Source organism: Micromonospora sp. CPCC 206061 (assembly GCF_036906915.1).
Taxonomy (GTDB): Bacteria; Actinomycetota; Actinomycetes; order Mycobacteriales; family Micromonosporaceae; genus Phytohabitans.
In genome coordinates, this window is sequence record NZ_JBAKHX010000090.1 from 16,860 (window position 1) to 29,012 (window position 12,153).

Consider the following 12,153-nt stretch of genomic DNA (forward strand, 5'->3'; position numbering starts at 1 on the left):
CTGGCCGCCGCTCTGCTCGCCGGTCGGCTGGAAGCCTAGTAGGTGGGGGCGGGGTCGGTGCGCAGGCGGCTGTACAGGTATCCGTCGCGCCATTGCCCTGCGCGGAACTCGCACGCCCGCACGACGCCCTCCAGCTGAAAGCCGGCCTTGACCAATGACTTCTGTTCGGCGGCGTTCTCCGCGTGGGTGCCGGCCTGGACGCGCTGCGCCACCGTGTGCTCGAAGAGGTAGTCGGTCAGCATCGCCTGTGCCCGCCAGCCGACTCCTCGCCCGCGCCATTCTGGCAGCAGGGCGATCCCGATCTCGAAGTACTTGCCCGCCGCTCCGTACTGGCCTGCGGAGTAGCTGACGAACCCGGCCGCGGACTCGCCGTCGACCTCCACGATGAACCGGCCGTTCTCCTCGCCGAGGTAACCGTCTGTCGCGAACCGGCGGGCCGGTGCCTGCGCGTCGCGATAGCCGGTCCAGTCCAGGCCGATGAGGCCCGGCTCAGTCAGGAACCGGCGGAACATGGCCAGATCGTCCTCAGCGACCGGACGCAGCCGGGCAGAAAGATCAGTCATCCCGAAACTCTAGGCCGGGCGCCGGGGCCGGGGGCACTGGCGACCTCGCGCGGCTTGAGGGCGTCGTGGCCATGGGAGCAGCGCATGACGGGAGACACCTCGCCTCCGCAGCCCCGGTGCACCATCGCGACGGGCGGTCCTTCGGGGTCGGCCAGGTACCGGTTGCCCCACTCGCCGAGCGCGACGAGCAGCGGGTACAGGTCGAGGCCCTTCTCGGTGAGGCGGTACTCGTGGCGGACGCGGGCACCGGGCTCACGGTACGGCTCGCGGCGCAGCACACCGTGCTCGACGAGCATGGCGAGACGGTTGGCGAGCACCTGCCGGGAGATGCCGGTGCGTTCGCGCATGTCGTCGAAGCGCCGGATCCCCGCGAAGATGTCGCGCAGCACGACGAAGGTCCATCTTTCACCGAGGATTTCCATCGCGCGGGCGATGGTGCAGTTGTCGATGGACCAGTCGAGTGCCGTAGGTCTCACCCCACCCAGGCTAAGTCTGATTGACAGACCTAGCAAGCTCCTGCGAGGCTGCGTCCATGGGCCAGACTCAGATCGCACCGCGCAGCCGCACCTTCACCTGGCAGGACCCGATGGCCAACGCCGCCCACGTGGGCCAGCGCAGCGGCCTGGAGCTGATCCAAGCGATGATCGCCGGCGAGCTGGCCGCCCCTCCGGTCATGCACCTGCTCGACATGAGCCGCATGGAGGCTGAGAAGGGGCGGGTCGTCGTCGAGATGGTTCCGCAGGAGTTCCACTACAACCCGCTGGGCACAGTGCACGGCGGCGTGCTCTCGACGCTGCTCGACACGGCGGCCGGGTGCGCGGTGCACACCACGCTGCCTGCCGGGATCGGCTACACGACGCTGGACCTCAGCGTGAAGTTCCTGCGTCCGGTCACGATCGCGTCGGGGTTGCTGCGCTGCGAGGGTGCGGTGCTGTCGGCCGGACGGCGGACCGCGCTCGCGGAGGCCCGCCTAACCGACGAGAAAGGGCGGCTCGTGGCCCACGCCACGTCGAGCTGCCTCATCTTCGACCCCGCGGCGGCCTAGGGCCTAGACGGCGAGGGCTTCGCGGACGGAGCGTTCGGCTTCCGCGCCGCCGGTGCCGGTGCTTGTCACACGGCCTGATTCGAGTACGTAGTAATGGCCGGCCGCCCGCAGGGCGAAGCCGACGTGTTGCTCCACCAGGAGCACCGACAGGCCGCCGCGTTGGGTCAGGCCGAGGATCGTCTGTTCGATCTCGGCGACCACCGACGGCTGGATGCCCTCGGTGGGCTCGTCGAGCAGCAGCAACGTCGGCGACGTGATCAGCGCCCGCGCGATCGCCAACTGCTGCCGTTGGCCGCCGGACAGCAACCCGGCCCGCCGGTTCAGCAGCCCGCGCAGCGCCGGAAACAGGTCCAGCGCCTCCCCCATGGCCTTGCGGCCACCCGGGCGCGAGTCGGCGATGAGCTGAAGGTTCTCGGCCGTGGTCAGGTGCGGGAAGCACTGCTGGCCCTGCGGCACGTACGCCATGCCGCGCGCCACCCGCTCGTGCGGCGCCAGCTTGGTGATGTCTTGCCCGGCGAGCCGGATCGTGCCGCGCGCCGGCCGGAGCAGGCCGATCACGGCGCGCAGCAGCGTGCTCTTGCCGGCGCCGTTGTGGCCCATGACGGCGGCTACCCCGTCGGCGGGCACCGAGGCGCAGACGCCGTGCAGCACCGTGCTGCGGCCGTACCCCACGTGTACGTCGTCGATCTCAAGCATCGCGCGTCCCCTGACCCAGGTACACCTCTTGCACCTTGGGGTCGGCCTGCACCTGGGCGACCGACCCCTCGCTGAGCACCTTGCCCGCGTGCAGCACCGTGACGGTGCGGGCGAAGCTGCGCATGAAGTCCATGTCGTGCTCGATGACCACGACGGTGCGGTCGCGGCTGACGACGCCGAGCAGCGCGCCGGTGGCGTCGCGCTCGTCGTGGCTCATGCCGGCGACGGGCTCGTCGAGCAGCAGCAGCCGCACGTCCTGCACCAGCAGCATGCCGATCTCCAGCCACTGCTTCTGCCCGTGGGCGAGGGCGCCGGCGAGCCGGTCTCGCTGCGCGGTAAGGCCGATGGTTTCGAGCGCCTCTGCAACCAAAGGGGGCACCGAGCGGCGGCGCCGCGACAACGTCCACGGACTCCGACCAGCGCCGGCAGCGATGTCGAGGTTCTGCAGCACCGTCAGCTCCTCGAACACCGTGGCGGTCTGGAAGGTACGCCCGATGCCCATGCGGGCGATCTGGTGCACCGGCCGGCCGAGCAGCTCCGTGTCTCCGAAGTGGACGGAACCGGTCGCCTTGACCAGTCCGGTGACGGCGTCGACGAGTGTGGTCTTGCCGGCGCCGTTCGGTCCTATGAGGAACCGGATGTCGCCGGGCGCCACGTCGAGGTCGACCCCGTCGACGGCTTGGAACCCGTCGAACGAGACCCGCAGGCCCCGCACCTCAAGCCCGTGCATGACGCCGCTCCTTGACCAGTCGCCAGGCGGACGCCAGGCCGCCCGGCAGGAACGCGACCACCAGTACGAACAGCAGGCCCTGCAGGTACGTCCACGCGGCCGGGAACTCCTCGGACAGGGTGGTGCGCGCCCACGCCACCGCGACCGCCCCGACCACCGGGCCGATCAGCGTGGCGCGACCACCGACGGCGACCCCGATGACGAACTCGATGGACGGCACGATGCCGATCAGCGCCGGGTTGATGATGCCGACGGCGGGCACGAACAGCGCCCCGGCGAGGCCGGCCATGCCGGCGGCGACCACGTAGGCGACGAGCTTGACGTTCGCCGGGTTGTACCCGAGGAACCGCACCCGTTCCTCACTGTCGCGTACCGCCACCAGCAACTCGCCGTACCGGGATCTCATGAGCTGCCGGGCGATCAGGAGCAGTGCGAGCAGGCTGCCGGCGACGATGAAGTACACCATCCGCTGGTTGACCGGGTCGTCCAGGTCGTACCCGAAGAAGCCCTGAAAGTCGGTGAGTCCGTTGGTGCCGCCGGTGGTGCCCTGCTGTCCAATGAGGAAGATGGCCAGCGCGGCGGCGAGCGCCTGGCTCAGGATGGCGAAGTACGCGCCGCGCACCCGCCGCCGGAAGACCAGCGACCCGAGCAGGAACGCCATCAGCATCGGCAGGAGCACCGTGGCGGGCAGCGCGAAGTACGGGCTGCGAAACGGCGCCCACCACCAGGGCAGCGCGTCGAGTTGGCCGTACAGGAGCATGAAGTCGGGCATCTGGCCGGGACCCGCGTCGGCGAGCTTCATGTGCATGGCCATGGCGTAGCCGCCAAGCCCGAAGAACACGCCCTGCCCCAGGGTGAGCAGCCCGCCGCGCCCCCACGCGAGCCCGATGCCCACCGCCACCATGGCGATGCACAGGTACTTGGCGAGCAGGCTGAGCCGGAAGTCAGAGAGGGCGACCGGCGCGACAGCGAAAAGCAACACCGCGCCGGCGGCGAAGCCGACGCCCGCCCGCAGCGGCGCTCTTGAAACAAGGCGGCGGCGCGGACCCGCGGGCGGCGCCGACACTGGCCTTTCCACTGTGGAGGTCATGCGCCGCCTCCCGCAGCCGCCACAAAGCGCAGAGAGCCACCTAGCAGATTCATGCCATGCTCCGGGTTCGCAGGGTGAACAGGCCCTGTGGCCGCCACTGGAGGAACGCCACGATCGCGACGAAGACGAGCACCTTCGCGACGCTGACCGTGGTGGAGTATTCGATGAGGGACTGCAGCGTGCCGAGCGCGAACGCGACGATCACACTGCCCTTGAGGTGCCCGATGCCGCCGGCCACGACCACCAGGAACGCGTCGATGATGACGTTGGTGCCCATGGTTGGTCCGATCGGGCCGAGCAGGGTCAGCGCGACGCCGGCCACGCCGGCCAGCCCCGAGCCGATGAAGAACGTGAGCCGGTCGACCCGCCCGGTGGGGATGCCGGACACGGCGGCGAGGTCGCGGTTCTGCACGACGGCCCGCATGCGCCGGCCCAGCGACGTGAACCGCAGCACCAGCGTCAGCGCGACCACGGCCAGCCCGGCGAGCGCGAGGATGAACAGCCGGTTGTTCGACAGCACCAGGGCGTCGGTGATCCGGATGTTGCCGGTGAGCGCGTCGGGCGCCCGGGTCTGCACATTGGGCGCGCCGAAGATGTCACGGGCGGCCTGCTGGAGGATCAGCGAGACGCCCCAGGTGACCAGGAGCGTGTCCAGCGGCCGGGCGTAGAGCCGCCGGATCAGCAGGAACTCCAGCAGGACGCCCATCGCGCCGGCTACGCCGAACGCGATGGGCAGGGCGATCAGCAGCGACCAGCCGGCGCCGGCGATGACCTTCTGCAGGACGTACACGGTGTAGGCACCGGCCATGATGAACTCGCCGTGCGCCATGTTGATGACGCCCATCTGCCCGAACGTCAGGCTGAGGCCGAGCGCGATGAGCAGCAGTACCGCGCCGATGCTGACACCGGTGAAGAGCTGGCTGACGATGACCGTCATGACAGGCCGGTCGCCCAGGCGTAGCCCTTGAGGTACGGGTCGGGCTTGACGGGGGAACCGGAGTTCCAGACCTCGGTGATCAGGCCGTCGCCGCCGACCTTGCCGATGCGCGCCGTCTTGTAGATGTGCTGGGTGGCGCCGTCGATGGTGACCGTGCCTTCCGGCGCCTCGAACGTGACGCCGTCGGAGGCCGCCTTCACCTTCGCCACGTCGAACGAGCCGGCCTTTTCGACCATGGCCTTCCACAGGTACACGGACACGTAGGCGGCTTCCATCGGGTCGCTGGTCGGCTTGTCGGCGCCGTACTTCGCCTTGTACGCCTTGACGAACTTGTCGTTGGCCGCGCCCGGCGTGGTCTGGTAGTAGTTCCACGCGGTGAGCTGGTCGGCGAGGTACTGGGTGCCGATGCTCTTGACCTCTTCTTCAGCGATCGACACGGAGACCACCGGCATGGTCGCCGCGGTCAGGCCGGCCGACTTGTACTCCTTGAAGAACGCGACGTTGCTGTCACCGTTGAGCGTGTTGAACACGGCCGATGCCTTGGACGCCTTGACCTTGTTGACGATGGTGCCGAACTCGGTCGACCCGAGCGGTGCGTAGTCCTCACCGAGGATCGTCATGCCATTGGCGGCAGCGTATGCCTTGATGATCTTGTTTGCGGTGCGCGGGAAGACATAGTCGCTGCCGACCAGATAGACCGAGGTCTTGCCCTGTGACTTCAGGTAGTCCAGGCCGGGAACGATCTGCTGGTTGGTCGTGGCACCGGTGTAGAAGATGTACGGCGACTGCTCCAGCCCCTCGTACTGCACCGGGTAGAACAGCAGCGCCTTGTTCTCCTCGAAGACCGGCTTGACCGCCTTGCGGCTGGCCGAGGTCCAGCAGCCGAAGACCGCGGCGACCCGGTCCTCCTTGATCAGCTTCTCCGCCTTCTCGGCGAACGTCGGCCAGTCGGACGCGCCATCCTCGCTGATCGGCTCCAGCTTCTTGCCCAGCACGCCACCGGAGGCGTTGATCTCCTCGACGGCGAGCTTGATGCTGTCGCGGACCGTCACCTCGCTGATGGCCATCGTGCCCGACAGCGAGTTGAGCAGGCCCACCTTGACGGTGTCACCGGACGTGTCCGCGACCGCGCCGCTGGACGACGACTCATTTTCACCGGTCTTGCTGCCGCACGCCGTCAAGGCGAGCGCCACGGCGATCAAAAGGGCGCCGGATCGGCGCCCACGCAACGAAAACATCCGACCTCCAGGCCTGGTGAATGGCGCTCTCAGCGTCTGCGCGTCGCGTTGCCAACGTATTTCCGAGCCCTTAAGAGGCTGTTTCCGAGAATGCCGGGAACGCAAAAAAATAAGCCCGTGCGAAATGAGCGCACGAGCAATTAAATGGGAGATCCTTCCCGCAGGAAGTATCTCGGCCGGGCGGCGCGGCTGTCAAGAGGCAGCGGTCAGCTCCGCCACCACGCGGAAGTCCAGGGCGTCGGCCTCGGCCAGGTAGATGCGCTGCCGCACGTGCCGGTCGCGCATCCGCAGCAGCCCGCGCGGACCCTCGTACGTCACGGCCTCGGCGCTCACCCCGATCGCCCGCACGTCCAGCGTGCGCGCCCGGGCGATCAGCGCGGCGAGCAGGCGTACCCCCTCGTAGCAGGACTCCCCCAGGCTGCCCAGCGGCGGCGCTTCCGCGCCGAAACGGCGCGCGTAGCGCCCGTGGAAGTCCAGGTTTTCCTGCGTGACCAGGCCCGCGAAGAAGCCGGCGGTGCTGTACAGACCCGCGGTGGCCCTGGCGCCACTGGCCAGCAGCATGTTCTCGTCCATCAGCGTCGACAGCCGCAGGCACCGGGCGTCGAGGCCGGACGCGGCGAACGCCCGGTTGAACCGCACCGCGTCGTTGCCGACCAGCAGCATGACCACAGCGTCCGCCTCGGCGTGCTCGATGCGCCGCAGCACCTCGCGGTAGTCCCGCGCACCGAGCGGCAGGTACGTCTCGCCGCACACGCGGCCACCGGACGCCAGCGCGTACCGCCGGGCGGCCCGCGCGCTGCGGCGCGGCCAGACGTAGTCGTTGCCCACGACGTACCACCGGCGGACCCGCCGCTCCCGGCCGAGCAGCCGCATCGCCGGCAGCAGCTGGTCGACCGGCGTCTCGCTGGTGAGGAACACCCCTTCGGTGCGCTCGCCACCCTCGTACAGAGCGGTGTAGACGTACGGGACGCGGTGCGCGATCCGCGGGGCGAGCGCCTGCCGCACCGACGAGATGTGCCAGCCGGTCACGCCGTGCACCGCTCCCATGTGGACGAGCGCCTCGACCTCGGCGGCCACCTCGTCGGGCGGCGCTCCCCCATCGACCGGCACCAGCCGCAGCTCGCGGCCCAGCACCCCGCCCGCCGCGTTGACCTCTTCGGCCGCGAGGATCGCGCACAGCTCGCACGACGGCCCGAACACCCCCGCCGGCCCCTGCAAGGGAACCACAAGCGCGACATTGATAGTCACGTCGCCGACGCTGAGCCACTCGGGTTGGAGCCACTCGGGTCGCCGCATGGCGCTCATCGTTCCTGGCCAGCGGCATGATCTCCAGAGCGTGCCGCCACCTGCGACCGATCTGTAGCATGAACGTGTGGAAAGGCCCGCGGATCTCACGCTGCTGCTGACGCGGGCCGAGCGGCTGGTCGCCCGCCGGCTCAAGGCCGTGCTCGACCCGCTGGGCTTCACCACCGACGCGTGGCGGGTGCTGGCGCTGCTCGCCGCCGGCGGCGGCCACACCATGAGCGAGATCTCCGAGCAGGCGTTCCTGCCGCCCGCGACGCTCACCAAGCTGGTCGACCAGCTCGCCGAGCACAGCCTCGTCTACCGGCGCGTCGACCCCGTCGACCGGCGGCGCATCCGCGCCTACCTGACGTCACGGGGCAAAGACACGCACGCACGCATCGCCCGCGAGATCGACGCCGACTGGCGCGACATACCGCTGGCGGACGCCGACGCTGAACTCCTAGCGGCCCTCCTCGGCCGCGTAATCACCGCCACCGACCCCCTGATCGTCACGTCGTTCAAGTCGTAAGGGCGACCCGAACGACGCAACGATCACCCGCTGGCGATCTGCTGGCGCAGGTCGGCCCGCGGCGGGGTCCAAGTCGCGGGGTCGGCCTCGACCTGGTCGCCGGAGCGGATGTCCTTCACCGTGTCGGGCTCGCCGGGGAACCAGACGTACGGGATGCCGCGCCGCTCCGCGAACCGGATCTGCTTGCCGTACTTGGCCGCCGACGGTGACACCTCGGTGGGGATGCCGCGCCGGCGCAGCGCCGCCGCCGTGCGGTCGCATGCCGCACGCTGCTCCTCGGTGGGCAGCGCCACGAGTACACAGGTGGGCACTGGCCGGGAGACCGACAGCGCGTCGGCGCCGAACAGCAACCCCAACAGGCGGGACACGCCGATCGAGATGCCCACCCCGGGGAAGCGCTCGCTGCCGGTGGACGCCAGGTTGTCGTAGCGGCCGCCGGAGCAGATCGAACCGAACCGCTCGAACCCGACCAGCTGCGTCTCGTACACGGTGCCGGTGTAGTAGTCGAGACCGCGCGCGATCTTCAGCTCGGCGACGCACAGGCCGGGCGCGTGCTCGGCGGCCACCTCCATGACGCGTACCAGCTCATCAAGGCCCTCGTCGAGCAGTGAATGCTCGACGCCCAGGGCGCGCACGGCGGCCTCGAACGAGGTGTCGGGCGCGGAGATCTCCGCGAGCCGCAAGCAGGCCTTGGCCTGCGAGTCGGTGGCGCCGGCCGTCTCGATCAGCAGCTCCGCGACCTTGTCCGGACCGATCTTGTCGAGCTTGTCGACGGCGCGCAGCGCCGCCTCCGGGTCAGTCAGGCCGAGGCCCCGGTAGAAGCCCTCGCACACCTTGCGGTTGTTGACCTGGATGCGGATTTGCGGGATCGGGAGCGCGCCGAGCGCGTCACCGATGACCAGCGGAATCTCGGCCTCGTAGTGGAACGGCAAGGTGTCGCGGTCGACGATGTCGATGTCCGCCTGGAGAAACTCCCGGTAGCGGCCCTCCTGTGGGCGCTCTCCGCGCCACACCTTCTGGATCTGGTACCGGCGGAAGGGGAACGTGAGCTTTCCGGCGTTTTCAAGCACGTACCGGGCAAACGGCACGGTCAGGTCGAAGTGCAGGCCCAGGGACTCGTCGGAGGCATCCTCGGCGGCCTGGAGCCGGCGCAGGAGGTACACCTCCTTCGAGGTCTCTCCCTTGCGCAGGAGCTGGTCGAGCGGCTCGACCGCCCTGGTCTCCAGCGAGGCGAACCCGTACAGCTCGAAGGTCGACCGGATGCGGTCGACCACGTACTGCTCGATGGCGCGCTGCGGCGGCAGCCACTCCGGGAACCCGGAGATGGGCGACGGCTTCATGAAATGGCTTCCATCACTTGGCGAAGGTACGGGTTGGTGGCGCGCTCGCGGGCGATCGTGGTGGCCGGACCGTGGCCCGGCAACACGACCGTTTCATCGTCGAGGGTAAGCACCTTGTCGCGCAGGCTCACCACCATTTCCTGCATGCTGCCGCCCGGCAGGTCGACGCGCCCGATCGAGCCGGCGAAGAGCACGTCGCCCGACAGGCAGAGCGGGGCTCCGTCAGCGGACCCCTCCCCACCGGGCAGCCGGAACATCACCGAGCCCTTGGTGTGGCCGGGCGCGTGGTCGACGGTGATCTCCAAGCCGGCCAGCTTGAGGGCAACCCCGTCGGTCAGCGGCGCCACGTCGTCCGGCTCGCTCCACTCCAACCCACCGAGCAGCACACGCGGGTCGATCGAGTTGATCGCCTTGGCCGGGTCGGCGAGCAGTTCCCGGTCGTCGGGGTGGATGTACGCCGTGATGCCCCGCGCGCCGCAGACCGGCGTAACGGAGAACGTATGGTCAAGGTGCCCGTGGGTCAGCAGTACAGCGGCCGGATGCAGCCGGTGCTCCGCGAGCACGGCGTCCAGCCGGTCAATTACCCCGATACCGGGATCGACCACAACACATTGCTCCCCCGGCGCCGTGGCCACCACGTAACAGTTGGTGCCAAAGGCGTCGGCGGGAAAGCCGGTAACGAACACAGACCCCACGTTAGCGGTTCGATGACGGCCGATAGGAAACCGTCGACCTCGGACACCACTTTCTCAGGCGTAACCCGTACACTCTGGCGGGCGTGTGGCGTGCGCTACACGGGGCGACAAGGAGGGGAGTGCGGGTGCCTTCCAGCAAGACTCGGCAGCGCAAGCTGGCCCGGGCCAAATACGACCGGCAGATGGCGCGCAAGGCGGCCTCCGCACGCAGGAAGCGACGCCTGCAGGCCGGCATCGGATCGGCCCTGGCCCTGCTGCTGATCGTGTTCGGTACGGTATGGCTGCTCGGCGGGTTCGACTCGGACCCCAAGACACCCGAGGCCGCCGACCTGTGCTCCTGGACGCCCCAGGATGGCAGCGCCAACACCAACCTCAAAGACGTCGGCACGCCGCCCACCAAAGACCTGCCCAACTCCGGCACCCGCCCGATGACCATCACCACCAACCAGGGCGCGCCGATCACCGTGACGCTCGACGTCGCGAACGCGGCCTGCTCCAGCGCCAGCTTCGCGCACCTGGCGGGCAAGGGCTTCTTCGACAACACCAAGTGCCACGAGCTCACCGCCGAGGGCGCGCTGCGCTGCGGCGACCCGAGCGGCACCGGCCAGGGCGGCCCGACGTACTCCTTCTTCAACGAGAACGTCCCGGCCGCGCCGGAGCCCAGCCCGTCGGCCAGCCCCGACCCCGCCCAGGCGCCGCTGTACCCCAAGGGCACGGTCGCGCTGATCGGCAACCCGGGAGCGGGGGGCGGCAACGGCAGCCAGTTCCTGATCTTCTTCAAGGACTTCACGACGTCCTCGCCGGCGTACCCGATCGTCGGCACCGTCACCGCCGGCCTCGACGTGGTCGAGAAGATCGGCGCGTTGGGCACCGTCGACAACGGCTCAGGCGAGAAGATCAAACCAGCACAGGATGTGATCATCCAGAGCCTCACGGTCGGCGAAGCGGCCACACCGGCACCGAGCGAGTCGGCGCCCGCCGCCACGACGACCACGGCGCCGGCAGCCAGCCCGTCGCCGACCACCGGCCAGTCATAACCGCATGCAGGAGGAAAGACCGTGACGTCCACGAAGGAGCGGCAGCGCGCCGCGGCGCGGGCCCGGCTCGAAAGGGAGATGGCCCAGCGCGCCGCCGCGGCCAAGAAGCGCCGCCGCCAGTTCCAGATCATCGGCGCGGGAGTGGCGCTGCTGATCGTCACCGTCGGCACGGTGTGGATCGTGACGGCCGCCGGTGACGACAAGACCACCCCCGGCTCCGAGACATCGGCCGCGCCGGTCGCCTGCAAATGGATCGAAGTGCCGAAGGACCAGCAGACCAAGCAGACCGTGGACGTCGGCCTGCCGCCCACCACGTCACCGCCGAACACCGGCACCAAGACGATGGCGGTCAACACCAACTTCGGCACCGTCAACGTCACCATGGACCTGACGAAGTCGCCGTGCGCGGCCTCCTCGTTCGAGCACCTGGCAAGCAAGAACTTCTTCAACGGCACCAAGTGCCACCGCATGTTCACGGGCATGCTCCAGTGCGGCGACCCGAGCGCCAAGGGCAAGGGCTACCGCGAGAGCGACGGCACCGGCGGCCCGTCGTACCGGTTCGGCAACGAGTACCTGCCGACCAACGAGCGCCCGGCGTACCCGGCCGGCGTGGTAGCGCTGGCCAACAGCGGCTCGCCAGACAGCAACGGCAGCCAGTTCTTCTTCATCTACCAGGACGTCGAGCTGTCGCCGGACTACACGATCCTCGGCAAGGTCGACCAGGCCAGCCTGGACGTGCTGAAGAAGGCCACCGAGAAGGGCCACGACGGCGCCTTCGACCCGAACCCGGGCGGCGGCCACCCGAAGTCCGACATCGACATCACCACGGTGACGGTCTCCTAGCACGGCTACAGGGCCGGGCCGCACGGCGGCCCGCCCCCTCTCGTCGATCAAGGGCAAACGCACGGCTCTCCTGCCTGATGTGTGGGTTAGGCAGGATGGCCGCGGCCGGGTAGATCGATGTGGTAG

At 69.3% G+C, this 12,153-nt stretch carries 14 protein-coding genes; 4 read left to right on the forward strand and 10 right to left on the reverse strand.

Features of this window, described 5'->3' with window-relative positions:
- Nucleotides 1–35: 35 nt before the first annotated feature.
- Both V6V89_RS35465 and V6V89_RS35470 read right to left on the reverse strand, forming a co-directional pair.
- A complete protein-coding gene (locus tag V6V89_RS35465) occupies nucleotides 36–563 on the reverse strand; it encodes a GNAT family N-acetyltransferase (RefSeq protein WP_334624014.1) in 528 nt (175 codons plus the stop codon).
- On the reverse strand, nucleotides 560–1,039 hold the full coding sequence (locus V6V89_RS35470) for a winged helix-turn-helix transcriptional regulator (protein WP_442935289.1): 480 nt from the start codon (nucleotides 1,037–1,039) through the stop codon (nucleotides 560–562). The genes V6V89_RS35465 and V6V89_RS35470 overlap by 4 nt, the downstream gene beginning before the upstream one ends.
- Nucleotides 1,040–1,095: 56 nt before the next feature.
- Between V6V89_RS35470 and V6V89_RS35475 the strand changes: the two genes are divergently transcribed.
- A complete protein-coding gene (locus V6V89_RS35475; protein WP_334624015.1) occupies nucleotides 1,096–1,608 on the forward strand; it encodes a PaaI family thioesterase in 513 nt (170 codons plus the stop codon).
- Between the two features lie 3 nt (nucleotides 1,609–1,611).
- Here the strand turns inward: V6V89_RS35475 and urtE are convergent, their stop codons facing one another.
- The 6 genes from urtE to V6V89_RS35505 all read right to left on the reverse strand — a co-directional run bounded on the left by urtE (nucleotide 1,612) and on the right by V6V89_RS35505 (nucleotide 7,595).
- Nucleotides 1,612–2,304: an urea ABC transporter ATP-binding subunit UrtE gene (gene urtE / locus V6V89_RS35480; RefSeq protein ID WP_334624016.1), complete on the reverse strand. Its 693-nt coding sequence runs from the start codon at nucleotides 2,302–2,304 to the stop codon at nucleotides 1,612–1,614.
- Nucleotides 2,297–3,034, reverse strand: a complete 738-nt coding sequence (gene urtD, locus V6V89_RS35485; protein ID WP_334624017.1) for an urea ABC transporter ATP-binding protein UrtD — start codon at nucleotides 3,032–3,034, stop codon at nucleotides 2,297–2,299. The genes urtE and urtD overlap by 8 nt, the downstream gene beginning before the upstream one ends.
- On the reverse strand, nucleotides 3,021–4,124 hold the full coding sequence (urtC, locus tag V6V89_RS35490; RefSeq protein WP_334624018.1) for an urea ABC transporter permease subunit UrtC: 1,104 nt from the start codon (nucleotides 4,122–4,124) through the stop codon (nucleotides 3,021–3,023). Before urtC ends, urtD begins: the two co-directional genes overlap by 14 nt.
- 49 nt (nucleotides 4,125–4,173) lie before the next feature.
- The gene (gene urtB / locus V6V89_RS35495; RefSeq protein ID WP_334624019.1) at nucleotides 4,174–5,061 is read right to left on the reverse strand and encodes an urea ABC transporter permease subunit UrtB; all 888 of its coding nucleotides are present in this window, start codon (nucleotides 5,059–5,061) and stop codon (nucleotides 4,174–4,176) included.
- Nucleotides 5,058–6,299 (reverse strand): urea ABC transporter substrate-binding protein, encoded by a 1,242-nt coding sequence (gene urtA / locus V6V89_RS35500; RefSeq protein WP_334624020.1) that lies wholly within the window; start codon nucleotides 6,297–6,299, stop codon nucleotides 5,058–5,060. Before urtA ends, urtB begins: the two co-directional genes overlap by 4 nt.
- Nucleotides 6,300–6,491: 192 nt before the next feature.
- Entirely contained in the window at nucleotides 6,492–7,595 is a 1,104-nt protein-coding gene (locus V6V89_RS35505; protein ID WP_334624021.1) for a substrate-binding domain-containing protein, read from the reverse strand.
- Nucleotides 7,596–7,671: 76 nt separating this feature from the next.
- Here V6V89_RS35505 and V6V89_RS35510 point away from each other — a divergent pair, with 76 nt between their 5' ends.
- Entirely contained in the window at nucleotides 7,672–8,112 is a 441-nt protein-coding gene (locus tag V6V89_RS35510) for a MarR family winged helix-turn-helix transcriptional regulator (RefSeq protein WP_334624022.1), read from the forward strand.
- 23 nt (nucleotides 8,113–8,135) lie between these two features.
- Here V6V89_RS35510 and hisS read toward each other — a convergent pair whose 3' ends face one another.
- Nucleotides 8,136–9,452, reverse strand: coding sequence for a histidine--tRNA ligase (gene hisS / locus V6V89_RS35515; protein ID WP_334624023.1), 1,317 nt, complete (start codon nucleotides 9,450–9,452; stop codon nucleotides 8,136–8,138).
- A complete protein-coding gene (locus V6V89_RS35520; RefSeq protein ID WP_334624024.1) occupies nucleotides 9,449–10,138 on the reverse strand; it encodes an MBL fold metallo-hydrolase in 690 nt (229 codons plus the stop codon). The genes hisS and V6V89_RS35520 overlap by 4 nt, the downstream gene beginning before the upstream one ends.
- Before the next feature lie 134 nt (nucleotides 10,139–10,272).
- Here V6V89_RS35520 and V6V89_RS35525 point away from each other — a divergent pair, with 134 nt between their 5' ends.
- Nucleotides 10,273–11,184: a peptidylprolyl isomerase gene (locus V6V89_RS35525; protein WP_334624025.1), complete on the forward strand. Its 912-nt coding sequence runs from the start codon at nucleotides 10,273–10,275 to the stop codon at nucleotides 11,182–11,184.
- A gap of 21 nt (nucleotides 11,185–11,205) precedes the next feature.
- Entirely contained in the window at nucleotides 11,206–12,027 is an 822-nt protein-coding gene (locus tag V6V89_RS35530; RefSeq protein WP_334624026.1) for a peptidylprolyl isomerase, read from the forward strand.
- Nucleotides 12,028–12,153: the final 126 nt, after the last annotated feature.